This is a genomic window from Caballeronia sp. NK8, assembly GCF_018408855.1.
GTDB lineage: Bacteria > Pseudomonadota > Gammaproteobacteria > Burkholderiales > Burkholderiaceae > Caballeronia.
The window spans coordinates 2,882,307-2,907,499 of record NZ_AP024322.1; the positions used below are offsets into that span (position 1 = coordinate 2,882,307).

The 25,193-nt window shown below is 63.5% G+C and carries 18 protein-coding genes; 6 read left to right on the plus strand and 12 right to left on the minus strand.

From position 1 onward, the window contains the following. Nucleotides 1–14: 14 nt before the first annotated feature. On the minus strand, nucleotides 15–932 hold the full coding sequence (locus NK8_RS13805; RefSeq protein WP_213226660.1) for a MinD/ParA family protein: 918 nt from the start codon (nucleotides 930–932) through the stop codon (nucleotides 15–17). Then, a complete protein-coding gene (gene flhF / locus NK8_RS13810) occupies nucleotides 925–2,718 on the minus strand; it encodes a flagellar biosynthesis protein FlhF (RefSeq protein ID WP_213226661.1) in 1,794 nt (597 codons plus the stop codon). Before flhF ends, NK8_RS13805 begins: the two co-directional genes overlap by 8 nt. Nucleotides 2,719–3,028: 310 nt before the next feature. Between flhF and NK8_RS13815 the strand changes: the two genes are divergently transcribed. The 4 genes from NK8_RS13815 to NK8_RS13830 all read left to right on the plus strand — a co-directional run bounded on the left by NK8_RS13815 (nucleotide 3,029) and on the right by NK8_RS13830 (nucleotide 6,626). Then, nucleotides 3,029–4,717, plus strand: coding sequence for a thiamine pyrophosphate-binding protein (locus NK8_RS13815; protein WP_213226662.1), 1,689 nt, complete (start codon nucleotides 3,029–3,031; stop codon nucleotides 4,715–4,717). A 78-nt stretch (nucleotides 4,718–4,795) separates the two neighbouring features. Further along, on the plus strand, nucleotides 4,796–5,059 hold the full coding sequence (locus NK8_RS13820) for a PepSY domain-containing protein (RefSeq protein ID WP_061174062.1): 264 nt from the start codon (nucleotides 4,796–4,798) through the stop codon (nucleotides 5,057–5,059). Between the two features lie 20 nt (nucleotides 5,060–5,079). After that, nucleotides 5,080–5,595, plus strand: coding sequence for a cytochrome b/b6 domain-containing protein (locus tag NK8_RS13825; protein WP_213228655.1), 516 nt, complete (start codon nucleotides 5,080–5,082; stop codon nucleotides 5,593–5,595). Between the two features lie 128 nt (nucleotides 5,596–5,723). Beyond that, nucleotides 5,724–6,626, plus strand: coding sequence for an NYN domain-containing protein (locus tag NK8_RS13830; RefSeq protein ID WP_213226663.1), 903 nt, complete (start codon nucleotides 5,724–5,726; stop codon nucleotides 6,624–6,626). 69 nt (nucleotides 6,627–6,695) lie between these two features. Here the strand turns inward: NK8_RS13830 and NK8_RS13835 are convergent, their stop codons facing one another. Next, the gene (locus NK8_RS13835) at nucleotides 6,696–7,844 is read right to left on the minus strand and encodes a branched-chain amino acid ABC transporter substrate-binding protein (RefSeq protein ID WP_213226664.1); all 1,149 of its coding nucleotides are present in this window, start codon (nucleotides 7,842–7,844) and stop codon (nucleotides 6,696–6,698) included. Nucleotides 7,845–7,944: 100 nt separating this feature from the next. After that, nucleotides 7,945–11,871: a trifunctional transcriptional regulator/proline dehydrogenase/L-glutamate gamma-semialdehyde dehydrogenase gene (putA, locus tag NK8_RS13840; protein WP_213226665.1), complete on the minus strand. Its 3,927-nt coding sequence runs from the start codon at nucleotides 11,869–11,871 to the stop codon at nucleotides 7,945–7,947. 309 nt (nucleotides 11,872–12,180) lie between these two features. On the opposite strand from putA, the gene NK8_RS13845 reads away from it, so the two are divergent. After that, nucleotides 12,181–12,336 carry a hypothetical protein gene (locus tag NK8_RS13845; RefSeq protein WP_213226666.1) on the plus strand — a complete coding sequence of 52 codons (156 nt, stop codon included), beginning with the start codon at nucleotides 12,181–12,183 and terminating at the stop codon, nucleotides 12,334–12,336. Nucleotides 12,337–12,345: 9 nt separating this feature from the next. Here NK8_RS13845 and NK8_RS13850 read toward each other — a convergent pair whose 3' ends face one another. Beyond that, complete coding sequence (locus NK8_RS13850; protein WP_213226667.1) at nucleotides 12,346–14,583, minus strand: primosomal protein N'; 2,238 nt, start codon at nucleotides 14,581–14,583, stop codon at nucleotides 12,346–12,348. Between the two features lie 447 nt (nucleotides 14,584–15,030). Beyond that, nucleotides 15,031–16,128, minus strand: coding sequence for a uroporphyrinogen decarboxylase (hemE, locus tag NK8_RS13855; protein WP_213226668.1), 1,098 nt, complete (start codon nucleotides 16,126–16,128; stop codon nucleotides 15,031–15,033). 183 nt (nucleotides 16,129–16,311) lie between these two features. Between hemE and NK8_RS13860 the strand changes: the two genes are divergently transcribed. Beyond that, nucleotides 16,312–17,154 carry a transporter substrate-binding domain-containing protein gene (locus tag NK8_RS13860; protein WP_213226669.1) on the plus strand — a complete coding sequence of 281 codons (843 nt, stop codon included), beginning with the start codon at nucleotides 16,312–16,314 and terminating at the stop codon, nucleotides 17,152–17,154. A 3-nt stretch (nucleotides 17,155–17,157) separates the two neighbouring features. Here the strand turns inward: NK8_RS13860 and NK8_RS13865 are convergent, their stop codons facing one another. The 6 genes from NK8_RS13865 to atpA form a co-directional block, all read right to left on the minus strand. Next, nucleotides 17,158–18,105 carry an alpha/beta hydrolase gene (locus tag NK8_RS13865; protein WP_213226670.1) on the minus strand — a complete coding sequence of 316 codons (948 nt, stop codon included), beginning with the start codon at nucleotides 18,103–18,105 and terminating at the stop codon, nucleotides 17,158–17,160. A gap of 622 nt (nucleotides 18,106–18,727) precedes the next feature. Then, nucleotides 18,728–20,458, minus strand: coding sequence for an AMP-binding protein (locus NK8_RS13870; protein WP_213226671.1), 1,731 nt, complete (start codon nucleotides 20,456–20,458; stop codon nucleotides 18,728–18,730). 276 nt (nucleotides 20,459–20,734) lie between these two features. After that, nucleotides 20,735–21,160 carry a F0F1 ATP synthase subunit epsilon gene (locus NK8_RS13875; RefSeq protein WP_029672474.1) on the minus strand — a complete coding sequence of 142 codons (426 nt, stop codon included), beginning with the start codon at nucleotides 21,158–21,160 and terminating at the stop codon, nucleotides 20,735–20,737. A 74-nt stretch (nucleotides 21,161–21,234) separates the two neighbouring features. Beyond that, on the minus strand, nucleotides 21,235–22,629 hold the full coding sequence (gene atpD / locus NK8_RS13880; RefSeq protein ID WP_162066625.1) for a F0F1 ATP synthase subunit beta: 1,395 nt from the start codon (nucleotides 22,627–22,629) through the stop codon (nucleotides 21,235–21,237). A 44-nt stretch (nucleotides 22,630–22,673) separates the two neighbouring features. After that, nucleotides 22,674–23,567: a F0F1 ATP synthase subunit gamma gene (gene atpG, locus NK8_RS13885; protein WP_213226672.1), complete on the minus strand. Its 894-nt coding sequence runs from the start codon at nucleotides 23,565–23,567 to the stop codon at nucleotides 22,674–22,676. A 64-nt stretch (nucleotides 23,568–23,631) separates the two neighbouring features. Beyond that, a complete protein-coding gene (atpA, locus tag NK8_RS13890; protein WP_213226673.1) occupies nucleotides 23,632–25,173 on the minus strand; it encodes a F0F1 ATP synthase subunit alpha in 1,542 nt (513 codons plus the stop codon). Nucleotides 25,174–25,193: the final 20 nt, after the last annotated feature.

Genomic DNA, 25,193 nt, shown 5'->3' on the forward strand with positions numbered 1-25,193 from the left:
GTCACCTATCTTGATCACATCGACGCCGTGCTGCTCATTGCAAAGTCGTGAAGCGCAACCGCACGATGCGTCGCCTCCCGCCCGCCCTGTTCAGAGTCGCCAACCGGAATTCGCGCGTCTGCCTGGCCGTCCGCCGCGCGCATATAAGGCGCGGGGCGCATCGGCCAGTGGAGGAGCTCCGCCGCTATCGCGCGGTAGTCGCGCGCCGCGGCCGTGGCCGGGAACGCTTCGACTGCGCAGCGTGAGAGATCCTTCGCCCGAGCGACGCGCGCATCCTCGGACACATACCCTGCCTGCACGAGCGACACGGCCAGATACCGGCTCGCGACGCCCGACAGGTTGTCGAACGCGACCGCCGCGTCGGCCGGGTTCTGCACGTGATTGATGAGCACGCGGAACTGGCCGATCGCATGGGCGTAGTGCAGACGCTTCATGCACGCATACGCCTCGGTGATCGCCGACGCGGCCACCCGCGTCACAATGAGAAAGTCATGCGCCTGCGCCGCGAGGCTCGACAGCGCGCCGTGGCGGTCCAGTTGCGCATCGATCAGCACGATGTCCGCCGGACCATCGAGCAATGCGCGGCACTGCGCGGCATCGTGGCTGATGCGCTCGTCGCGCGGCGCGGCGATCAGCGAGAAACCGAACGGCGTGCGCTCGACGACATCCGCGAGCGCGCGGCGGCCGGACATCGCCGCAGCGAGCGCGCCTTGGTCGGACAGGCCCAGCATGCGGCTCACCGATGCCGAATCGCGATGCTCGTCGATCACGAGCACGTCCTTGCCATGCACGGACAGCGCCGCGCCGAGATTCACCACCGCCGACGAGCAGCCGATGCCCGCCGGACCGCCCGCAACCGCCACCACGCGCGAACCGGCACGCGTGAGGAGCCGTCGCAGACCTTCCGCCTGGTCGAGCACGAGCTTATCCAAAGTGCACCCCATGCATTTCGGTCGTGGCACGCGCCGACAAAGCGGACAGCAGCGCCGGCACTTCCTCGTCGTGCGGCACGAACGGCGAGCCGTCGCGCGGAATGCAGAACGCGCTCTTGATGAGAAACCGCTTGGTCGCGACGTATAGGTTCTCCGGCACCTTCTGGCCGGTCGACACGTAATGCACGGGCAGCTTGTAGCGGATCACCGTATCGAGCACGCCGCCGAGATTGGTCGCCTCATCGAGCTTGGTGAGGATGCAGCCCGCGAGCGGCGGCTGATCCGGCGCGCTCTTGTACGCCTGCACGACTTCGTTGAGCGTGTCGCCGTGGCTGGTCGCGTTGAGCAGCAGGATGCGCTGCACCGGTTGACCCGCGCCGCACAGCATCGCGATCTGGTCCGAAACCATGCGATCGCGCTGGCTCATGCCGATCGTGTCGATCAGCACGATATGTTTGTTGCGCAGCTCGGACAGCGCGAGCTGCAGGTCGGCGGCGTCTTTCACCGCGTGGACCGAGACGCCGAGAATCTTGCCGAAGATGCGCAGTTGCTCGTGCGCGCCGATCCGGTAGCTGTCGGTCGTGAGCAGCGCGACCTTGCTCGCGCCGAAGCGCATCACGCAGCGCGCCGCGAGCTTCGCGGTGGTCGTCGTCTTGCCGACGCCCGTCGGGCCCATCAGCGCGAACACGCCGCCGCGCTCCATCAGCGCGTCTTCGCTGTCCATCACCGGAATATTCGTTTCGAGCACCTGCTGCACCCATTCCAGCGCGCCTTCCACGCTTTCCATCTCCGGCATGTTGTCGACGACCATGCGGACGAGCTGCGCGGAAAAGCCGGCTGCGAAGAGACGCTTGGTCAGCGCGCCGCCCGTCGCGTTGCGGCGCTGGCGCTCGCCCCAGAGCAAGCCGGAGAAGTGCTCTTCCATCATCGAGCGCATCGACGACAGCTCGTTCATCACTGTTTCGTTGACCACCTGTTCCATGCGCGCGCGGATCGCTTCGGTCACGACCGCAGCCGCGTTCGCGGGCAGACCTTCGAAAGCGCCTTCCGGCGCGGCGGGCGCGGCGTTCGTGGCCGGTGCTTCGGCGTGCGGCGCGCTCGCGTTGATCTTCTGCGCGGCGCGACGCGCGGCGACTTGCGCGGCTTCGCGCGCCCAGTCGGGCGTTTCGACCTTCGATTGCACCGGCGCCTGAACTTCGGGCGCGCGAGTCGCTTGTGCCTGAGCTTGCTGGCGCAACGCGTACTTGCCCGTTTCCGGCGTCTTTTCGGCGCGCGTTTCCTGCCGCGCTACCGGCACCGGCACGCCCATGCCACGCGCAATGGCGGCGGACGCCGAGAGCGGACGGTTCGACGGCATCGTCGCCTGTTGCGCGATCCGCTTCGCGTGCTCGATCAGCCAGGGATTCGAATCGGCCATCGTGCGCGGCGCTTCGTCGTCGGCTTCTTGTTCGTGCGTGAGCGCGTCTTCATCGTCGGCGTCGGTGTTCGCGCCGAAGACCGAGGAAAACACGTCGCCGCTCGCGTAAGGATTCGCGGCGGCTTGCCTGGCCGGCAGCGCGGCCGCCGCAGCAGCCAGCGCGGCGCGCGACGTGCCCGGCGAGCGCACGGCCTGCTCATTCGCGGCGGGCGAGATCGACGCGATATCGCTGTCCGCGACGCCGACGATCTCGACGGAGCCATCATCCAGCGTGCGATTGGACAGCACCACGGCATCGGGTCCGAGCGCTTCACGAACCTGGCGCAGTGCGTCGCGGCTGTTCGCGCCGATGAATTTACGAATGTTCAAACTTGCCCCCGATGAGGTGAGACTGCGATCTTTAGCCAGCGGGCTCACTCGATTCATTGCGATGCCCGCTTTTCAGTGAGGCCATTATTGCGAACTTCGCCTTTTGCCCATCGCTGGATAAAGGGTGAGAAAAAGGGGTATTTCGGCTGATGGGAATACGGCGTCCGGCGTGAAAGCTCGCGCGCGCCGGAAAAAGATTCCGCTTCGCCGCTGTTCGAACACTTGCCCGACGGCGTAAGCTTTAGGGCATTTCGCTCACCGTCCGGCGCGCGTTCCGGCCGCACCGGATATTCAAAGGAGACTTCTTCGCATGGCGTCTGCTGTCCCTTCCGAAGGTCGAACCACCGGCGCGCGTCTCGTCGTCGATGCGTTCGTGCATCACGGCGTCGAGCGCGTGTTCTGCGTGCCCGGCGAGAGCTTTCTGGCCGTGCTCGATTCCCTGCACGACGAAACCTCGCAAATTCAGACGATCGTCTGCCGCCACGAAGCGGGCGCGGCGAACATGGCCGAGGCGGTCGGCAAGCTGACGGGCAAACCGGGCATCGCGATCGTGACGCGCGGGCCGGGCGCGACGCACGCGTCGATCGGCGTGCACACCGCGTTTCAGGATTCGACGCCGATGATCCTGCTGATCGGCCAATGCGCGCGCGATCACATGGACCGCGAGGCGTTTCAGGAGATCGACTACCGGCGCATGTTCGGGCAGATGGCGAAATGGGTCGCGCAGATCGACGATCCGCGCCGCGTGCCGGAATATCTGAGCCACGCGTTTCACACCGCGACCTCGGGCCGTCCGGGTCCGGTCGTGCTCGCGCTGCCGGAAGACATGCTGACCGAAGCGGTCGACGCGGCGCCGCCCGCGCCGCCGTATCAGCGCGTGGCCGCGTCGCCTTCGGCGGCGCAGATCGAACGCCTGCGCGCGTTGCTCGCGAACGCGAAGAAGCCGTTCGTCATCGCGGGCGGCAGCGGCTGGAACACGCAGGCGACGCAGGATTTCGCGCGCTTCGTCGAACAGTGGCAATTGCCGGTGGGCTGCGCGTTCCGCTATCAGGACACGCTGAACAACGAGCATCCGAACTACGCGGGCGATGTCGGTCTCGGCATCAACCCCGCGCTCGCCGCGCGCGTGCGCGACGCCGACGTGCTTTTCGTGCTCGGCCCGCGCATGGGCGAATCGACGACGGGCGGCTACACGCTGCTCGACATCCCGAAGACGAAGCAGACGCTCATCCACGTACATCAGGGCGCGGAGGAACTGGGGCGCGTGTACAGCGCGGATCTGCCGATCGTCTCGGGCATGCCGGAAATCGCGTCGATGCTGGCCGCGCTTGAAGCGCCGCCCGATGTCGCGTGGAAGGGCGAAGCCGAAGCCGCGCACGCCGCGTATCTGGAATGGCGCACGCCGCGCCCGATGCTCGGCAATGTCCAGCTCGGCGACATCATGCGTCAGCTTGCGGAGACGATTCCCGCCGATTCGATCCTCACCAACGGCGCGGGCAATTACGCGACGTGGCTGCATCGGCACTGTTCGTATCGGCATTTCCGTTCGCAGGTCGCGCCGACGAGCGGTGCGATGGGCTACGGCGTGCCCGCCGCGATCGCCGCGAAGTCGCTCTATCCGGAGCGCACCGTGATTGCGTTCGCGGGCGACGGCTGCTTCATGATGTCGAGCCACGAACTCGCCACGGCGATGCAGTATCGGCTGGCGGTGATTTTCATCGTCGTGAACAACGCGCAGTTCGGCACGATCCGGATGCATCAGGAGCGGCACTATCCGCATCGCGTGCACGGCACGGGGCTCACGAATCCCGACTTCGTCGCGTATGCGCGCGCATTCGGGGCGCACGGCGAGCTGGTCGAGACGACCGATCAGTTCATGCCCGCGTTCGAACGCGCGGTCGGTTCGGGTTTGCCCGCAGTGATCGAAATTCGCATCCCGCAGGATCAGAGCACGCCGGGCGCGACACTCGAACAAATTCGCCAGCAAGGCCAGCGCTAAGGGACAAACTTTCAATCTTCTTGCAGCACGCTCCCGGTGGCAGTAGAGTAGCCAGTTCGAAAACACTGGGAGTTAGCGATGCTTAAGATTCTGGCTTTGTCGTTGGCAATGGGGTTGTCGGGTGCGGCGTTCGCAAAGGCCGACTGCACGGCGCATCCCAAGAGCGAGTGGATCAAGGAGTCGGACGCCAAGGCGCAACTCGAAGCACAGGGCTACAAGATCAAGAAATTCAAGGTCGATGGAAACTGCTACGAGATCTACGGCCACGACAAGAACGGCAAGAAGGTCGAGATCTATTACGACACGAAGACGCTTGCCGTCGTGAAGTCGGAAGTCGAATAAGCGTGACGCCCGTGGCTCGCGTGAGAGTGTGGGACGCGTGGGTGCGAGTCACGCATTGGGCGGTCGCGGGCATCGTCGTGTGGAATCTGTTCGGGCCGACGGATTCCACGCATCGTCTGCTCGGGTATGTCGCGGCGGGGTTCGTGGTCGCGCGCGTCGTGTGGGGCTTCGTCGGGTCGCGGCATGCGCGCTTCTCGGCGTGGTGGCCAACACGTCCGCATCTCGTTGAATATCTGCGCTCGCTTGCGTCAGGCAAGCCGATGCATCACGTCTCGCACAATCCGCTCGGCGGATTGATGGCGCTCGTTCTATGGTTTCTGATTCTCGCGCTCGCGGTGTCGGGCTGGATCATGCGCCTCGATGCATTCTGGGGCGAGGAATGGCCGCAGGAGATTCACGCGTGGCTCTCGGTCGCGGTCGAGGTGTGTGTTTGCGTGCATGTCGCGGCGGCCGTGTTGATGAGCGTGTGGACGCGGGAGAATCTCATCGGGGCGATGGTGACGGGGAATAAACGCGACAAGCATCCACGCAAATGACCTGCTTCGAGGCAGCTTAAATTCAGCATCCTGCACTACCAATGGAACCGAGCCGCTTCCGATAATCGAATCCGCACTCTCGATACTGAGAGTCGACTCGATGATCGATAAAAAGGAGCGACTGCACGATGTCCCACGCAGCGAGGCAACTGACCAAGATCGGCGTTTTCTATGACGGGAATTACTTCGATCGCGTCAGCAAGTACTACAACCATCGGCATGATAAAAGGGCCTGGATTTCCATTCCGGGGCTTCACGAGTACATACGCTACCGAGTAGCGGATGAAGAAGCCGTCGATATGCGCAACTGTCAAGTGACCGATGCGCATTATTTCCGCGGCCGCTTCTCTGCGCAGAAGAGCAAAGAGAAGGGCGACGATGCGTTCTACTACGAGCGCGTAGTTGACGACATGCTGATGCGCGAGAATGTCACCGCGCATTATCTGCCGATGAACTTCGCCGGAAAGGAAAAAGGCATTGATGTATGGCTGGCGCTCGAAGCCTTCGACCTTTCGATCCACAAGCACTTCGACGTTGTCGTGCTGATCGCAAGCGACAGCGACTATATTCCGCTGGTCCGAAAGCTCAAGACGCTCGGGATTCGTGTCATGGTCGTCACTTGGACCTTCACGCAAGCAGTCAGTAGCGGTGACGCCAAGCCCGAAAGGCCGAGCACGATGCTGCTCAAGGAAGTGAGCTATCGCATACCGATGTCCGAAGTCATCGACAGGATGGACGAGACAAAGGGAGATGAACGCGACGTGTTGAGCGACCTGTTCCAGCGACGCCGTGACCGACAACCTAATTCGAGTGCGCCAGAGGCTGATTGGAAGATCGGGATCATCGAGAGCCTGACGGAAAAGTACGGATACATCAGACCGGAAAATGGCCTGAAGAAGATCTACTTCTACTACTCCGCTCTGACTGATGCGGAATCCGACGAACTCGAAATTGGCATGGAAGTGAGCTACCTGGAAGGCACGGGACAGAAAGGCCCATTCGCGAAGAAAGTTCGAACGGTCAGCAGCTAGAAGAAAACAAAACGGCCCGGCCGCCAACGCGGACCGAGCCGTTCGATACAACGCAGAAAACCCGAACGTTTACTTCCCGCCCACGCTCTGCAACGTCGTCCACTTCCCGCCGACGACCTTATACAGCGTGATGCCGCCGTTCTTCAGATCGCCCTTCGAGTCGTACGACAGGTGCTTCGCCGTGACGCCCTGCATGTCGGTCTTCGCGAGGAACGGCAGGTACTTCGCCGGGTCCGTCGAGTTGGCCGCCTTCATCGCGTTGAACATGGCCATCGCGCCGTCGTAGGCGTACGGCGAGTACGTCTGCACGTCTTCGTTGAAGCGCTTCTTGTACTTCGCCGAGTAATCCGCGCCGCCCGGCATTTCGTCCATCGGCAGGCCGGCGAGCGATGCCACCGTGCCGTCAGCCGCGTCGCCCGCGATCTTCACGAAGGTGTCCGTCTTCACCATTTCGCCCGCCATCAGCGGCGCGCGGAAGCCGAGCGTCTTCATCTGCTTGACCATCGGGCCGGCTTGCGAATCCGCGCCACCGTAGTACACGAGGTCCGGATTCATCGACTTGATCTTGGTCAGAATCGCCTTGAAGTCCACGGCCTTGTCGTTCGTGAACTCGCGCACGACGATCGTGCCGCCCGCCGCCTTCGCCGCCTTCTCGAACTGGTCGGCGAGACCCTGGCCGTAGGCCGTGCGGTCATCGACGATCGCGATCTTCTTGACCTTCAGATTCTTCACCGCGTACTCACCCGCGACCGAGCCTTGCTGCGTGTCGGAGGTCATCATGCGGAAGGCGGTCTTGAAGCCTTGCGTCGTGTATTCGGGCGCCGTCGCCATCGCGATTTCGGGGATGCCCGCGTTCGCGTAGATGCGCGATGCCGGGATCGTCGTGCCCGAATTGAAGTGGCCGAGCATGCCCTTGATGCCGTCATCGACGAGACGCTGCGCGACGGTCGTGCCCGTGCGCGGGTCAGCCTGGTCGTCGGCCGAGTTCAGCACGATGCGAACCGGCTTGCCGCCGATCACCGGCTTCGTGGCGTTGAAATCTTCGACAGCCAGCGTGATGCCGTTCTGCATGTCCTTGCCGTAGTGCGCCTGCGCACCGGTCAACGGGCCTGCATAACCAACCTTCACGTCCTCGGCTTGCTGCGCAAATGCGGTCCCCGCGAGCGACAGGCCGGCGAGCGTCATGGCTGCTGCCAGCTTGGTCATCGTGTGCTTCATAGCTTCTCCTGGTTCCAGTGTGGATGGCAGCTTGTGCCGGGATCGCCGTGCCTGCTGCCGCTTGTTTGAATTCGTTTGAATCGAGCGCTCGAGGGATATCTCAACCGATCGTCATCAAATTCGCATTACCGCCCGCCGCCGCCGTGTTCACGCTCACCGAGCGTTCCGTCAGCAGACGTTCGAGCGCGTAGTCCTCGCCGTCGTGGCCAGCGTCGGCGAATGCCCCCGCCGCCACACCCTGCACCGATACGATCGGCCCCGGGCGCTTCGCGACTTCCTTCACGAGCGACAGCAGTTCATCGCTGTCGCCCTCGAACAGCACGGCGTCGAAGTCCTCCGCCGCCTTGCGCACATAAACATAAGGCTTCAGCGACGCCGGCAGCGACGCCGCCAGCTGCTCGCCCGCCGATCCGCTGAACAACGCGCGGTTGCCCGTCGCGAGCACGGCGGCCAGTTGCGCGCGCGCACCGCTCGCCGTCGCGGCCACGCACAGCACCGTGCCGCGCGCGCCGAGCGTATAGGTGTTGCGCTCGCCGGTCGGGCCGTTCAGCACCGCCGTCGCGCCCGCCATTACGTGTTGCAGATAGCCATCGCAGCGCGCGGCCGTCTGCGGATCGCGTTCGCCGATCGCCCAGTCGCGCAACGCGGTGAGCGCCGCGGCGGGCGTGTCCTTCGACGCGGCCTGATCCACCACGAGCGTGCTCGCGAGCGACTTCGGCAAACCGGTCGGGCGCTTGGCCAGCAGCCGCTGCAAATACAGCGCGCCACCCGCCTTCGGACCCGTGCCCGACAGCCCTTCGCCGCCGAACGGCTGAACCCCGACGACCGCGCCGATCACATTGCGGTTCACGTAGATGTTGCCCACGTGCGCCCGCGCGATCACATGCGCGATGGTTTCGTCGATGCGTGTATGGATGCCGAGCGTGAGCCCGTACCCGGTCGCGCGAATTTGGTCGAGGAGTTTATCAAGGTTCGAACGGCGATAACGCACCACGTGAAGCACCGGGCCGAACACTTCGCGCTTCAGTTCGTCGATGCCGTCGAGCTCGATGAGCGTCGGCGGCACGAACGTGCCTTGCGCGCAGTTGTCGGGCAGCGGCAGTTGCGTCACGTTGCGGCCCTTGTCGCGCATGCCGGCGATGTGCGCGTCGATGCCGCGCTTCGCGTCCGCGTCGATCACCGGGCCGACGTCGGTCGACAGGCGATCCGGATTGCCGACCGCGAGCTGATTCATCGCGCCGGTCAGCATTTCGAGCGTGCGGTCGGCGACATCGTCCTGCAGGCACAGCACGCGCAGCGCCGAGCAGCGCTGGCCGGCCGAATCGAACGACGACTGCAGCACGTCCGCGACGACCTGCTCCGCGAGCGCGGACGAATCGACGATCATCGCGTTCTGGCCGCCGGTTTCGGCGATCAGCGGAATCGGGCGGCCGTCCGGATCGAGGCGCTCGGAGAGCGTCTTGTTGATGAGGCGCGCGACTTCCGTCGAGCCGGTGAACATGACGGCGCGCGTGCGCGGATCGGCGACCAGCGCCGCGCCCACGGTTTCGCCATTGCCCGGCAGCAGTTGCACCGCGCCTGCCGGCACGCCCGCTTCGCGCAGAATCCGCACGGCTTGCGCGGCGATCAGCGGCGTCTGTTCAGCCGGCTTCGCGAGCACCGGATTGCCAGCGGCGAGCGCGGCGGCGACCTGCCCCATGAAGATCGCGAGCGGGAAATTCCACGGGCTGATACACACGACCGGACCGAGCGGGCGATGCGTGTCGTTCGAGAATTCGGCGCGAATCTGCGTCGCGTAGTAACGCAGGAAGTCGATGGCCTCGCGAATTTCCGCGATGGCGTTGGGCAGCGACTTGCCCGCCTCGCGCACGACGAGGCCCATCAGCGTGTGCATCTGCGCTTCGAGCAGATCGGCGGCGCGCGTGAGGCAATCGGCGCGATCTTCGACGGGCGTCGCCTGCCAGATCGGCGCGGCGGCCACCGCGTTCGCAATCGCGGCGCTCACCTGTTCCGGTGACGCTTCCACGACCGTGCCGACGAGATCGCGCAGATCCGATGGATTGCGCACATCGCGCGCGACGCCGTTGGCAATGTCGCCGCCTTCAAGCATCGGTTCGGCGCGCCACGGATGATGCGCGCTCGCCAGCAACGCCGACGACAGCGACGCCAGACGATGCTCGTTCGACAGATCGAGGCCCATCGAGTTGAAGCGCTCGTTGCCGTAAAGCTGACGCGGCAGCGGAATCTTCGCGTGCGGCGCGCCGAGCGGCGTGATCTCCTGCGCTTCGTCGATTGGATCGCGCACGAGTTCCTTCACCGGAATGGATTCATCGGCGATGCGATTCACGAACGACGTGTTCGCGCCGTTCTCCAGCAGCCGGCGCACGAGATACGCGAGCAGCGTTTCGTGCGTGCCGACCGGCGCATACACGCGGCACGGACGGTTCAGCTTGTCGCGGCCGGTCACTTCTTCGTAGAGCGGCTCGCCCATGCCGTGCAGGCACTGGAACTCGTACTGGCCGGGATAGTAGTTCTGTCCCGCGAGGTGATAGATCGCGGACAGCGTGAATGCGTTGTGCGTCGCGAATTGCGGGTAGACGGCATCGGGCGCGCCGAGCAGTTTCTTCGCGCACGCGAGGTACGAGATGTCCGTGTAGATCTTGCGCGTGTAGACCGGATAACCTTCGAGGCCATCGACCTGCGCGCGCTTGATTTCCGTATCCCAGTACGCGCCCTTCACGAGACGAATCATCAAACGATGACGACTGCGGCGCGCGAGATCGATCAGATAGTCGATGACGAACGGGCAGCGCTTCTGATAACCCTGCACCACGAAACCGATGCCGTTCCAGCCCGCCAGTTCCGGATCGAAACAGAGGGCTTCGAGCAGGTCGAGCGAGATTTCGAGGCGGTCGGCTTCCTCCGCGTCGATGTTCAAGCCGATGTCATAACGGCGCGCCAGTTGCGCGAGCGAGCGCACGCGCGGCAGCAGCTCGTTCATCGTGCGTTCCTGCTGCGAGCGCGAATAGCGCGGATGCAGCGCGGACAATTTGATCGAAATGCCCGGGCCTTCGTAGATGCCGCGTCCGCCGGCCGCCTTGCCGATCGCGTGAATCGCCTGCTCGTAGGACGCGTAGTAGCGCTGCGCGTCTTCCTCGGTCGTCGCGGCTTCTCCGAGCATGTCGTAGGAATAGCGGAAGCCGCGCGCCTCGTACTTGCGGCTGTTCGCGAGCGCTTCGGAAATCGTTTCGCCGGTGACGAACTGCTCGCCCATCAGGCGCATCGCCATGTCGACGCCCTTGCGGATCAGCGGCTCGCCGCCCCGACCTATCAGACGCGTCAACGCGGACGACAGACCCGTCTCGCTGTTCGTCGTCACGAGCTTGCCGGTAATCATCAGGCCCCACGTCGCCGCGTTCACGAACAGCGACGGCGCCTGACCCATGTGCGATTTCCAGTCGCCCTTGCTGATCTTGTCGCGGATCAGCGCGTCGCGCGTGGCGCGGTCGGGAATGCGCAGCAGCGCTTCGGCGAGACACATCAGCGCGACGCCTTCCTGGCTCGACAGCGAGAACTCGTGGATCAGCCCTTCGACGCCGCCGCCCGAACTCTTCGCGCGCAGCGCTTCGACGAGCTTCGTCGCGAGCTTTTCGGTTTCGGCGGAGACGGTCGCAGGCAGACGCGCCTGACCGATCAGGAACGGCACGCACTCCGGCTCCGGCCGGCGATACGCCGCCGTGATCGCCGCGCGCAGCACGGATTGCGGCTGCACGTTCTGCGCGAAATCGAGGAAGGGATGAAGCGCGCCGTCTTCGTCGCCGTCGACGGGCGCGGCGTCGGACATTTCGGACGAGCCGTTCGCGCCCGACAGCTCGGGCGGAAGCTGGCCGTGCTCGATGCGCTCGAGGTAGGCGAAGATCGCCTGCTTGATCAGCCAGTGGGGAGTGCGCTCGAGACGCGTCGCGGCATCTTTCAGCCGGGAACGCAGGAGATCGTCGACTTTGACGCCAAGGGTTGTGCTCGCCATATTTCCTTCGTTTGCCGGTCGTGCTCAGCCGGCCAGAGACCTGAAAAGTTGGCGAATCGTACTCCGCTGATATAAAAGGTGCAACCGAGATTTTCGCTAAGGTTGCACCACGATGAACCCTTACGCCACAAGGGCTTGAGCGGTGCACCTCCGGTCGGCCGTCGACGCGCTCGTCCTAGTATTTTCCCTAATCCGATATTTTTGAGACATCCCCTAAATCAATGCCCGGCCTGCGCCGATATAAACGCAATGCGCCGCATGGTGCGGCATGCGCGGCCGATTCGCCGCGATATCGGGAGAACGACGAGCATGAGCACTTGGATGGTGATAGCCAGCGTGTGGGCGATGTTCGCAGTCTGCGTCGTGTTGTTCGTGCGAGGCGCGTCGCCGCACGTCCAGCGGTCCGACAAGACCACGGACGAACCCGACCGGCCCGCCGGCGATGTTTCCCGCGCCAAGGTTTGAGCCGCGCGATCAGACGTCCAGCGGATCGACTTCGACGTTCCAGCGCAGCACGCCCTTGAGCGAGCGCAGCACCGGCTGCCACGCGCGCAGCGACGCCTGTAGCGCCGCACGCGACGCGCTTTCGAGCAGCAATTGCGCGCGGTGGACATTGAACACTTTTACGATGGTGAGCGGCACCGCATCGTAGACCGTCACGCGGTCCGCGCCCGGTAGCGGCGCGAATGCCGCCGCCGCTTGCTCCAGGAACCCGAGCGCGGCTTCCAGCGTGCGGCCTTCGGCGCGCAGCATCGCCTGATAGACGAACGGCGGCAGGCGCGCGTCGCGCCGCTCGGCGAGCGTCGAATTGGCGAAACCCACGTAGTCTTGCCGCGACAGCGCCTGATACAGCGCGTGGCGCGCATAACGCGTCTGGATCATCACTTCGCCGGGCAAACCCGCCCGCCCCGCGCGTCCGCTCACCTGCGTCAGTTGCGCGAACAGCCGCTCGCTCGCGCGGAAGTCGTGCGAGAACAGCGCGGTATCGGCGTTCAGCACGCCCACGAGCGTCACGCGCCGGAAGTCGTGGCCTTTCGCGATCATCTGCGTACCGACGAGAATGTCGACCTCGCCCGCGTGCACGTCGGAGAAGAGCGCCTGCGCGCTGCCCTTGCGGCGCGTGCTGTCGGCGTCGATGCGCAGCACGCGCGCGCCCGGCACCACGCTCGCGAGCGTCTCCTCGACACGTTGCGTACCGCGGCCCATCGGCGCGATATCGATGTTGCCGCAGTCCGGGCACGACTTCGGAATGCGCGACTCCCATCCGCAGTGATGACAGCGCAGCGCGCGCTCGGGCTTGTGCAGCACGGCATAGGCGCTGCAGCGCGGGCAGCCCGCGACCCAGCCGCAGGCGTCGCAGGAGAGGATCGGCGCATAGCCGCGCCGGTTCAGAAACACGAGACTCTGCTCACCGCGCTCGAGGCGCGTCTTCAATGCGGCGATGAGCGGCCCCGCCAGTCCGTCCACCGACGCGCGGCCGCGTTGTCTTTCCTCTTCCAGATCGATGAGCTTCACGCTCGGCAGCGCCGCTTCGGCGACGGCGCGGCGCGAGAGCGTCAGCCGCGTGTAGCGGCCCTGCTCCGCCTGCCACCAGGTTTCGAGCGACGGCGTCGCCGATCCGAGCACGACGGGAATGTCCAGTTGCTTCGCGCGGTAGATGGCCAGATCGCGCGCGGAGTAGCGCAGGCCTTCCTGCTGCTTGTAGGCGGGATCGTGTTCTTCATCGACGACGATGATCGCGAGCGTCGGCATCGACGCGAGAATCGCGAGGCGCGTGCCAAGCACGATGCGCGCGCTGCCGGTATGCGCCGCGAGCCAGTTGCGCGCGCGCTCGCCTTCGGCCAGGCCGCTGTGCATCGTGACGATCGAGCCTTCCGCGAGCGCCGCGAAACGCGCGCGGAACGCGGCTTCGAACTGCGGCGTCAGGTTGATTTCGGGAACGAGAACGAGCGCTTGCGCATCCGGGCGGGCGGCGAGCAGCGCGGCGAGCGCGTGCAGATAGACTTCGGTCTTGCCGCTGCCCGTCACGCCGTGGAGCAGGAACGGCGCGAAACCTTGCGCGCCGGAGATGGCCTCGACGGCGTCGCGCTGTTCGCCGGTCAGCACCGGCAAAGACGCGGCGCCGGTCGGAGCGGTGACACCGGATACGGTGACGTTTTCCGTTACTGCTTCGATCCAGCCGCGCGCGAGCCAGTCGTCGAACGTCGCGCTCGCTTTAGGATGCAGCGCGCGCGCATCGGACAAGGCGAGCCACGGTTGTTCGGCGAGCGCATCGGCGAGACGGCGCAGGGCGCTTGCGCGCGCGGGCAACGCGTCCGGCAGATGCACGCGCCCTTCCGGCAATAGCCGATAACGCGGCTCGACGGCGAAAAGACGATCCCAGCGCGAGGCATCGCGCAGCGCTTGAGGCAGCGCCGGCAACGCGACTTCGCCCAGACCGCGCTGGTAGTAATCGGCGGCGAAGCTGGCAAGCGCGATCCACGCTTCGGATAACGGCGCGCAACGCTCGCAGATCCCCGTGACGGCGCGCAGTTTGTCGGCAGGCACGTCACTTGTAGGGGTGATTTCGCAGATCAGTCCGACGATTTCCCGCCGCCCGAACGGCACCCGCACCAGCATGCCGATGGCCGGTGTCTGCTCCAGCGTGTAGCGATAGTCGAACAGCACCGGCATGGGCTGATCGACGGCCACGCGGACGAAGAGGTCGATCACCGTGCGCGGCCTCGCGCGCAGCGTTGTGGTACACGGGCGAGGCTGTAGCCGACGAAGTTAAAGTGAAACATCAGAATCGCCTGTAAACCGCCGATTATTTTTGAATTTCCGTCGCTTTCCACAGGCCTGTGGATAACTTTGTTGAGAAGTGCGTTTGCGAAGACCGCAAAGTGCGTCGCGAAAGCTCTATGTGCGTTAGCCCACATTTCGGGCAAAGCTTTGAAAAATCGTTAAATATCATTGACTTGAAGCACATATAGCGACACTTTATTGGCTGCTCGGACCCATACGTCTGATGGCGCGCCGCAGCGAACAAAATGTGCATAAGTTCAGTCTTGACATCGGGGAAGGTCGCGTGAGCCGGGCGATCCGGACGGAATGATCCAGCCCCTGACAACCCGTCGTGGTGCATCGACGCTGCACTGCAGCATGCGGCCCGCGAAGGAATCAACTTGCCGACGAACCTGCGCGCATCGCACGGCTGTGACGATGAACTTCGTCGACGAGTTCCGCCACATGCTCGGGCGGCGTGAACTGCGAAATGCCGTGGCCCAGATTGAAGACGTGGCCCGGAAAATTCCCGAAGCTATTCAGCACGGCGCGCGCTTCGGTGCGGATCGCCGCAGGCGGCGCGAACAGCACGCTCGGGTCGATATTCCCTTGCAGCGCCACGCGCGACCCGACTTTCTGCCGCGCGGTATTCAGGTTCATGGTCCAGTCGAGACCGACCGCATCGACGCCCGTCGCAGCGATTTCCTCGATCCACAAACCGCCGCCCTTCGTAAAGGTGATGACCGGCACGCGCTCGCCATCGTGCTCGCGCTTGAGGCCCGCGACCACCTTCGCGATGTATTCGAGCGAGAAGCGCTGATACGCGCCATCGGCGAGTGCGCCGCCCCAGGTGTCGAAGATCATCACGGCCTGCGCGCCGGCTTCGATCTGCGCGTTCAGGTACGCGGTCACGGCTTGCGCGTTGATGTCGAGAATGCGGTGCATCAGGTCGGGGCGCGAATACGCCATCGACTTGACGGTGCGATGATCGTCCGAGCCGCCGCCTTCGACCATGTAGCACGCGAGCGTCCACGGACTGCCCGAAAAGCCGATCAGCGGCACTTTCTGGCGGCCTTGCGCGTCGGTGAGCGCGCGGCGGATCTGGCTCACGGCGTCGGTGACGTAGGACAGCGTGGCGCCGATGTCCGGCACGGCAAGGCGCTTCACGTCGTCTTCCGTGCGCACGGTGCGCTCGAAACGCGGACCTTCGCCCTGGACGAAGTTCAGGCCGAGGCCCATCGCGTCGGGCACGGTGAGGATGTCGGAGAAGAGAATCGCGGCGTCGAGCGGAAAGCGTTCGAGCGGCTGAAGCGTGACTTCGGTCGCGTAGTCCCGATTCTTCGCGAGGCCGAGAAAACTTCCCGCGCGGCCGCGCGTCGCGTTGTACTCGGGCAGATAGCGTCCTGCCTGGCGCATCAGCCAGATCGGCGTGTAGTCGGTCGGCTGGCGCAGGAGCGCGCGCAGGAAGGTGTCGTTCAGAAGAGTGTGTGCCACGTCGCTCGATGCTGAAGGCAGAGAATCGTCCATTCTACCGGAGCGGCCCGGCGTTTTCGTTGACTGAGCCCGGCAATTCGGGGAGGCTCATGCAGCGCGGCCTATGCCATTCAGCCGGGTGTTCAGAGACCCAAAGGCCTAGTTATCATCGACACGCCTCTACAACTAAAACCAGGAGAATCGATGCAACGCACGTCTGTCAGTCTCGCTGCTTCCGCCCTTGTCATGTCGCTCGCGCTCACGGGCGCCGCGCAGGCTCAAACGATTCAGGCCGGCGCCGTCGCCGGCGCGAAGCCTGCGGCATCGGCGCCCGCCGCCGTGGCGCCCTCGCGGCTCGACGATATCCTCGCGCGCCACACGCTGCGCATCTGCACGACGGGCGACTACAAGCCTTACTCGTTCCTGCGCCCGGACGGACAGTTCGAGGGGATCGACATCGATCTCGCGGACAGCCTCGCGAAGTCGCTCGGCGCGAAGGCGGAGTATGTGAAAACGTCGTGGTCGAACCTGATGAACGATTTCGTCTCCAAGTGCGACATCGCCGTGGGCGGCATCTCGACCACACTGGAGCGACAAAAGCGCGCGTTCTTCACGGCGCCGTACATGGAAGACGGCAAAACGCCCATCGTGCGTTGCGGTGATGTCGACAAATATCAGACCGTCGAGCAGATCGATCAGCCGAACGTGCGGACCATCGTCAATCCGGGCGGCACCAACGAGCGGTTCGCGAAGCAGTTCTTTCCGCACTCGCAGTTGATCGAGTATCCGGACAACGTGACCATCTTCAAGCAGATCCTCGAAGGCAAGGCCGACGTGATGGTCACGGACGCATCCGAAACCCTGCTTCAGCAAAAGCTCAATCCCGGCTTGTGCTCGGTGCATCCGGACAAGCCGTTCCAGTTCGGCGAAAAGGCGTATCTGCTGCCGCGCGGCGACGTGCCGTTTCAGCAGTATGTCGATCAGTGGCTGCATCTCGCCCGGTCGTCGGGCGAGTTTCAGGGCGTGTACGACAAGTGGCTGAAGTAACGCTCAGCGCGCCACGCGCGTGAGTTCGCCCGCGCGTTCGCCGAGCCGGCGCAGCCAGCCGAGTGCCGCGTCGGATTGCGAATGGATGCGCGCAAAGCCGTGCGTCATGTCGCGCCCATCGATCATCTCGACGCGGCCGCCGTTGGCTTCCAGAAAGCGCTTGAGCTCGCAGGCGTCGTCGTAGAGCGGATCGTAGCCCGCCGCGACGACGATCGCGGGCGCCGGCGTGCGCTCGTACGGTTCGGACAGCGGAAACGCGCGCACATCGTGTTCGTGCGGCGCTTCGCCCGACAGAAACTGGGTCCAGTACCACTTCATTTCGTCGTTGGTGAGGCCGGGGCCGTTCGCATTGGCGATGCAACTGGGGCTTTCGAACTGCCGCCGCAGCGCCGGATAGAGCAGCAATTGCAGACCGACGAGGCCAGCCACGCGCTGGTTCGCGCCGCGCGCCGCGACGACGGCCAGATGCGCGCCCGCGCTGTCGCCGCCGACGGCGAGCCGGTCGGTCGCGAAGCCGAGACGCGAGCGATGCTCCGCGAGCCAGATCAGGGCGTCGAGCGCGTCGTCGCACGGCGCGGGAAACGGGTATTCGGGCGCAAGCCGATAGTCGACGCTCACGACAGCGCACTGTGAATCCAGTGCGAGTTGTTCGACGAGACCGTCGTGCGTGTCCAGATCACCGATCACCCAGCCGCCGCCATGGAAGTAGACAATGAGCGGCAACGGGCCGCGGGCTGCTTTCGCCTTGTAGACGCGGGCGGCAAGCGTGCGGCCTTCCAGCGGAATCTCGATGTCTTCGGCAATCACGTCGCTGCCACGTTCGCGGGCGTAAGCTTTGGCAATGTCGCTGAAGCGCTTGCGCACCGTTTGCGCGTCCGCATCCGCCCCCAAAGGAGGAAAGGCTTCGGCACTCGCGCGGTAGTAGCGAAGCAAGGCTGCATCGATGGTCATGCGTGTCTCCATAGCTTTTTGTCAGTGAAATATCGTTAGGAACGGGGTTCTGCGCATCGATTTCATGCGTCCGCGCGTTCGATTTTCGCGGAAAGCTAGAATAATCGCACTAGTCCTTAAAGCGGCATTTATCGGTCGACGGGGACCGAACGCGTAAATCCTCCGAATAACGGACAATATATCCGCGCAAATCAGAAGAATCGCGCGAGAAAATTGCCCGTGAGCCTTATTCCACGGGGGTTACAACCTGAAACACTTTGTTACGGCGACCCGGAATCAATTCGCCCACAATCTGTTGAAACGGTTTCAACACGGATGTATTCGGGCGCGCTGTGCAAAAGCCGCGTGATCCGGTGGCAGACTTTTGGTCGAAGCTCTCTTGTTGGGGGCATCCGTGTTGGGATCGTTCTTCGAGTGCACAAGCATTCGAAACATCCCACGTTTGGTCTCCTCGCGCTAACCCCGTAGCGTGTGGTTTTTAGCGGGCTCCAGGCCCGCTTTTTTTTCGCCTGGACAAACGTTTGCCATGTCTGAAGGTTCAAGGACATGGGCGTTTGGTTCCACGACAAAGGGAGCGCCACGGCGCTCCCTTTGTCATTTCATGCCCCGTGTAGCGTGCGGCTTACGCGGTTTTCGCTTCGGCCAGCTTCAACTCGTCGATCATGCGGGCGCGCATCACGAACTTTTGCGCCTTGCCGGTGACGGTCATGGGCAGTTCGTCGACGAAGCGGATATAGCGCGGGATCTTGTAGTGCGCGATCTGCCCCTGGCAGAACTCGCGGATATCCTCTTCGCTCGCCTGTTCGCCCGGACGCACGACAATCCACGCGCACACTTCCTCGCCGTACTTCTGATCCGGCACGCCGAACACCTGCACGGACTGCACCTTCGGATGACGGAAGAGGAATTCTTCGATTTCGCGCGGATAGATGTTCTCGCCGCCGCGGATCAGCATGTCCTTCAGCCGCCCGACGATGTTGCAGTAACCTTCTGCGTCGAGGGTCGCGAGGTCGCCGGTGTGCATCCAGCCGTCGACGATGGCCTCGCGCGTCTTCGCGTCGTCGTTCCAGTAGCCCTTCATCACCGAGTAGCCGCGCGTGCACAGCTCGCCGGTCTCGCCGACCGGCACGATATTCCCCAGCGGATCGACGATCTTCACCTCCAGATGCGGCTGAATGCGTCCGACGGTCGTCGTGCGCTTGTCGAGGGGATCGGTCGTCGAGCTCTGGAACGATACCGGACTGGTCTCCGTCATCCCGTACGCGATCGTGATCTCGCTCAGGTGCATCGTCGAAACGACACGCTTCATCGTCTCGATCGGACATGGCGAGCCCGCCATGATGCCGGTGCGCAAGCGGCTCAGGTCGTATTTCGAGAAGTCGGGGTGATCGAGTTCGGCAATGAACATCGTCGGCACGCCGTGCAGCGCGGTGCACTTCTCCTCGTGGACCGCGGTGAGCGTCGCGCCCGGGTCGAAGGCTTCGCCAGGAAAGACCATCGCGCAGCCGGTCGAGACGCACGCCAGCACGGCCAGCACCATGCCGAAGCAGTGGTACAGCGGCACGGGAATGCAGAGCGAATCCTGCTCCGTGAGCCGCATCGCCATCGCGATGTAGCGTGCGTTATTGACGATATTCCGATGCGTCAGCGTCGCGCCCTTCGGATTGCCGGTCGTGCCGCTCGTGAACTGGATGTTGATCGCCTCGTCCGAGCCGAACTGCGCTTCGAGCGAATCCAGTTTCGCGGCATCGGCCTGCGCGCGGCCCGTGTGCATCACGTCATTGAAGTTGAGCATGCCGGGCGTCTTGCCCTCGCCCATGCGGATCACGGCGCGCAATTCCGGCAGCTTCGCGGCGTTCAGCGCGTTAGGCGCGGCGTCGGCGAGCTCGGGTGCGAGCGCCTGGAGCATCTCCAGATATTTCGATGACTTGAACTGCTCGGCCGCGATGATCGCCTTGCACCCGACCTTGTTCAGCGCATATTCGAGCTCGGCCAGCCGATACGCCGGATTGATGTTCACCAACACCGCGCCCATGCGCGCGGTGGCGAATTGCGTCAGCAGCCATTCCGCGCGATTCGGCGACCAGATGCCGACGCGGTCGCCCGCCTGGATGCCGAGCGCGAGCAGCCCGCTCGCCAGCACATCGACTTCATTGGCGAACTCGCGCCAGGTCCAGCGGATGTTCTGCTCGCGGAACACGACGGCCGGGCGGTCGGGAAACCGGCTCACTGTTTCGAGAAAAAAGCGCGAAACGGTTGCGTTCGTCAACGGGATGTCGGTCGCGCCGCGAACGTGGGAAATGCCGTCGCGCGGTTCGATCTGCGCGCCGGCTTGCGTCGGTTCAATTGCCATCGATGGTCTCCGCCATGGTGAGTCGCCGCCCGATGAAGGCTAAATGGAGGCCATTGTGCATCGCAAAGACGCGCGCGGGCATTGAGTGTTTCCCCGCAATGCCGATTTGCCACCGGCAACAAAAATCGCGCTGAATCAGACACTTATCGACGAATCAAACGTGACCCACATAACCGATATGCAGTTTTGCGCGCGCGATTTGCCGATTTGGAGCATAAAAAAAGCAGCCCGAAGGCTGCTTTTTTGTTCTGCTGAACGCCGCGCGGCGCGTCACGCTCAGTGCTTCGCGTGTGCCTTGCGCAGACGTTGAATCGCTGCGAGCTGTGCTGTCGCGTAAGCGAGTTCCGCTTGCGCGGTCGCATACTCGAGCTCCGAGGTGTTGTTCTGAATCGCTTCCTCGGCACGCTTCTTCGCCTGCTCCGCTTTCGCTTCGTCGAGATCGGCGCCGCGGATGGCGGTATCGGCGAGTACGGTCACGATGCCCGGCTGGATTTCGAGAATCCCGCCTGCAACGAACACGAACTCTTCCGAGCCGTCTTCCGCCTCGATGCGCACCGCGCCCGGACGAATACGCGTGATGAGCGGCGTGTGGCCGGGCAGAATGCCCAGTTCACCCGCTTCGCCCGGCAGCGCGACGAACTTCGCCTGGCCCGAGAAGATCTGCTCTTCCGCGCTGACGACGTCTACCTTGATGGTTGCCATTTATGTCGACTCCTGGTGAGTGTTGTTCGCGGACGCCAGCCGTAAGACTGACGCCCCAGAGACACACCCGACCTTTACTGGATCTTCTTGGCCTTTTCGAAGGCTTCGTCGATCGTGCCGACCATGTAGAACGCCTGCTCCGGCAGATGATCGCACTCACCTTCGACGATCATCTTGAAGCCGCGGATGGTTTCCTTCAGCGGCACGTACTTGCCCGGCGAACCCGTGAACACTTCCGCGACGTGGAACGGCTGCGACAGGAAACGCTGGATCTTGCGCGCGCGCGCGACCGACAGCTTGTCTTCCGGCGACAGTTCGTCCATGCCCAGAATCGCGATGATGTCGCGCAGTTCCTTGTAGCGCTGCAGCGTTTGCTGCACGCCGCGCGTGATCGAGTAGTGCTCTTCGCCGATCACGTTCGGGTCGATCTGACGCGAGGTCGAATCGAGCGGGTCCACTGCCGGATAGATACCCAGCGAAGCGATGTCACGCGACAACACGACAGTTGCGTCCAGGTGGCCGAAGGTCGTAGCCGGCGACGGGTCGGTCAAGTCATCCGCAGGGACGTACACGGCCTGAACCGACGTGATCGAGCCGGTCTTGGTCGACGTGATGCGCTCTTGCAGCTTGCCCATTTCTTCAGCAAGCGTCGGCTGATAGCCCACTGCCGAAGGCATACGACCGAGCAGTGCGGACACTTCCGTACCTGCCAGCGTGAAACGGTAGATGTTGTCGACGAAGAAGAGAACGTCGAGACCTTCGTCACGGAAGTGCTCGGCCATCGTCAGACCGGTCAGCGCGACGCGCAGACGGTTGCCCGGCGGCTCGTTCATCTGGCCGTACACCAGCGCCACTTTGTCCAGAACGTTCGAGTCCTTCATTTCGTGATAGAAGTCGTTCCCTTCACGGGTACGCTCACCCACACCCGCGAACACGGAATAACCGCCGTGTTCCTTCGCGATGTTGTTGATGAGTTCCATCATGTTCACGGTCTTGCCCACGCCCGCACCGCCGAACAGACCGACCTTGCCGCCCTTTGCGAACGGGCAGATCAGGTCGATAACCTTGATGCCGGTTTCGAGCAGTTCCGTCGACGGCGACAGCTCGTCGAACTTCGGCGCTTGCTGGTGAATCGAGCGCACCGTGGTCGAATCGATCGGGCCCGCTTCGTCGATCGGACGGCCAAGCACGTCCATGATGCGGCCCAGCGTCGGCTTGCCGACCGGCACGCTGATCGGCTTGCCCGTGTTCTTGACCATCGTGCCGCGGCGCAGACCGTCGGATGCACCCAGACAGATGGTGCGCACCACGCCGTCGCCCAGCTGCTGCTGGACTTCGAGCGTCAGTTCGGTGCCTTCCAGAATGAGCGCGTCGTAGATCTTCGGCATGTGCGCACGCGGGAATTCCACGTCGATAACGGCGCCGATGCACTGTACGATCTTGCCTTCTACCAAAGCAGTAGTACTCATCGCATTTCCTTTAGATACTATGTTCTTTCACGCGGTCAGCAAAATCAGACCGCTGCGGCGCCGCCGACGATTTCCGACAGTTCTTTCGTAATCGCGGCCTGGCGGCTCTTGTTGTAGACGAGCTGCAGTTCGTTGATCACGGTCTTCGCATTGTCCGAAGCGGCCTTCATCGCGACCATCCGCGCCGATTGCTCCGACGCCATGTTTTCCGCGACTGCCTGATAGACGAGCGCTTCAACGTAGCGCACGAGCAGCTCGTCCACCACGGTTTGCGCGTCCGGCTCGTAGATGTAATCCCACGAGGTCTTCGGCGTCTCGCCTTCGGCTTGCTTGTCCGCTTCCTTGTGCAGGTCTTCCGCCGACAACGGCAGCAGCTGCTCGATCACCGCTTCCTGCTTCATCGTGTTGATGAAGCGCGTGTACGCCAGGTACACCGCGCTGATCTTGCCTTCCGAGTACAAGTCGAGCTGCACCTTGATCGCGCCGATCAGCTTTTCCAGATGCGGCGTGTCGCCCAGTTGCGTGACTTGCGACACGACACTGGCCTTCAGGCGATTCAGGAACCCGAGACCCTTGCTGCCGATCGCCGACGCCTCGATCTTGACACCGCTCTGATCGAGTTCCTTGATCTTGAGCAGCGACGCACGCAGCACGTTCGTGTTCATGCCGCCGCACAGACCCTTGTCGGTCGTGACGAGGATCAGGCCGGCCGTCTTCACGCCCTTGTTCTCGACCATGAACGGGTGGCGATACTCAGGGTTCGCCTTGCTCATGTGCGATGCGATTGCGCGGACCTTGTCGGCATACGGACGGGCGGAACGCATGCGTTCCTGGGCGCGGCGCATCTTCGATGCGGCGACCATTTCCATCGCTTTCGTGATCTTGCGCGTGTTCTGCACGCTCTTGATCTTGCCGCGAATTTCCTTCATTCCAGCCATTGCTTACTCCTTGATCGAAGCCGCGCGATGCTCAAAGTCATCGCGCGTTGCTCCTCAGTCCCGATCAATAAGCGCCCGACTTCTTGAAGTCCTTCAGCGCGGCATGCAGTGCGCCTTCGTCGTCCTTCGACAAGTCTTTATTGTCTTCGATGCGCTTAATCAGATCGGCGTGGCTGGCCTTCAGGAATTCGCGCAGGCCCTTTTCGAAAGGCAGAACTTGCGAGACTTCGAGATCGTCCAGATAGCCGTTGTTGGCTGCGAACAGCGCAACCGACAGTTCCCACACTTGCAGCGGTTGATACTGCGGCTGCTTCAGCAGTTCCGTAACGCGGCGGCCGCGTTCGAGCTGCTTGCGGGTGGCTTCGTCCAGGTCCGATGCGAACTGCGCGAACGCAGCCAGTTCACGATACTGCGCGAGGTCGGTACGGATACCGCCCGACAGCTTCTTCACGACCTTGGTCTGAGCCGCACCACCGACGCGCGACACCGACACGCCCGCGTTGATCGCGGGACGGATACCGGCGTTGAACAGGTCGGTTTCCAGGAAGATCTGGCCGTCGGTAATCGAGATCACGTTCGTCGGAACGAACGCGGTCACGTCGCCGGCTTGCGTTTCGATGACGGGCAGTGCCGTCAGCGAGCCGCTCTTGCCCTTCACTTCACCGTTCGTGAACTTCTCGACGTAGTCTTCCGAGACGCGAGCCGCACGCTCGAGCAGACGCGAGTGCAGATAGAACACGTCACCCGGGTACGCTTCACGGCCCGGCGGACGGCGCAGCAGCAGCGAAATCTGGCGATACGCCCACGCTTGCTTGGTCAAATCGTCATAGACGATGAGCGCGTCTTGCCCGCGATCGCGGAAGTATTCGCCCATCGTGCAGCCGGCGTACGGCGCGAGGTATTGCATCGCGGCCGATTCCGAAGCCGAAGCCGCCACGACGATGGTATAAGCCATCGCGCCGGTTTCTTCGAGCTTGCGCACCACGTTCATGATCGACGAAGCCTTCTGGCCGATCGCGACGTAGATACAGAAAAGGTCCTTGCCCTTCTGGTTGATGATCGCGTCGACGGCCACCGCGGTCTTGCCGCACTGACGGTCGCCGATGATCAGCTCGCGCTGGCCACGGCCGATCGGCACCATCGAGTCGATCGACTTCAGACCCGTTTGCACCGGCTGCGACACCGACTTACGCCAGATCACGCCCGGCGCGATCTTTTCGATGGCGTCAGTGGCCTTCGCGTTGATCGGGCCCTTGCCGTCGATCGGGTTGCCGAGCGCATCGACCACGCGGCCGATGAGTTCCGGACCAACCGGCACTTCGAGAATGCGGCCCGTCGTCTTGACGATGTCGCCTTCCGAGATGTGCTCGTACTGACCGAGAATAACGGCGCCGACCGAGTCACGTTCGAGGTTCAGCGCGAGGCCGAAGGTGTTGCCCGGGAATTCGAGCATTTCGCCCTGCATCACTTCCGACAGGCCGTGGATACGCACGATACCGTCGGTCACGGAGATCACGGTGCCCTGGTTGCGAACGTCCGCGCTCGCTTCAAGGCCCTGGATCCGGCTCTTGATCAGCTCGCTGATCTCAGAGGGATTGAGTTGCATTATTCGCTCCTGATAGTCAA

Excerpts from the sequence above, each read along its gene's own strand:
- NK8_RS13835 (WP_213226664.1), bottom strand. The coding sequence starts at position 7,844 with ATGAAGCACACGATGACCAAGCTGGCAGCAGCCATGACGCTCGCCGGC.
- atpD (WP_162066625.1), bottom strand. The coding sequence starts at position 22,629 with ATGAGTACTACTGCTTTGGTAGAAGGCAAGATCGTACAGTGCATCGGC.
- NK8_RS13865 (WP_213226670.1), bottom strand. The coding sequence starts at position 18,105 with ATGACCATCGATGCAGCCTTGCTTCGCTACTACCGCGCGAGTGCCGAA.
- NK8_RS13820 (WP_061174062.1), top strand. The coding sequence starts at position 4,796 with ATGCTTAAGATTCTGGCTTTGTCGTTGGCAATGGGGTTGTCGGGTGCG.
- NK8_RS13845 (WP_213226666.1), top strand. The coding sequence starts at position 12,181 with ATGAGCACTTGGATGGTGATAGCCAGCGTGTGGGCGATGTTCGCAGTC.
- putA (WP_213226665.1), bottom strand. The coding sequence starts at position 11,871 with ATGGCGAGCACAACCCTTGGCGTCAAAGTCGACGATCTCCTGCGTTCC.
- NK8_RS13870 (WP_213226671.1), bottom strand. The coding sequence starts at position 20,458 with ATGGCAATTGAACCGACGCAAGCCGGCGCGCAGATCGAACCGCGCGAC.
- atpA (WP_213226673.1), bottom strand. The coding sequence starts at position 25,173 with ATGCAACTCAATCCCTCTGAGATCAGCGAGCTGATCAAGAGCCGGATC.
- NK8_RS13860 (WP_213226669.1), top strand. The coding sequence starts at position 16,312 with ATGCAACGCACGTCTGTCAGTCTCGCTGCTTCCGCCCTTGTCATGTCG.
- NK8_RS13875 (WP_029672474.1), bottom strand. The coding sequence starts at position 21,160 with ATGGCAACCATCAAGGTAGACGTCGTCAGCGCGGAAGAGCAGATCTTC.
- atpG (WP_213226672.1), bottom strand. The coding sequence starts at position 23,567 with ATGGCTGGAATGAAGGAAATTCGCGGCAAGATCAAGAGCGTGCAGAAC.
- NK8_RS13815 (WP_213226662.1), top strand. The coding sequence starts at position 3,029 with ATGGCGTCTGCTGTCCCTTCCGAAGGTCGAACCACCGGCGCGCGTCTC.
- NK8_RS13830 (WP_213226663.1), top strand. The coding sequence starts at position 5,724 with ATGTCCCACGCAGCGAGGCAACTGACCAAGATCGGCGTTTTCTATGAC.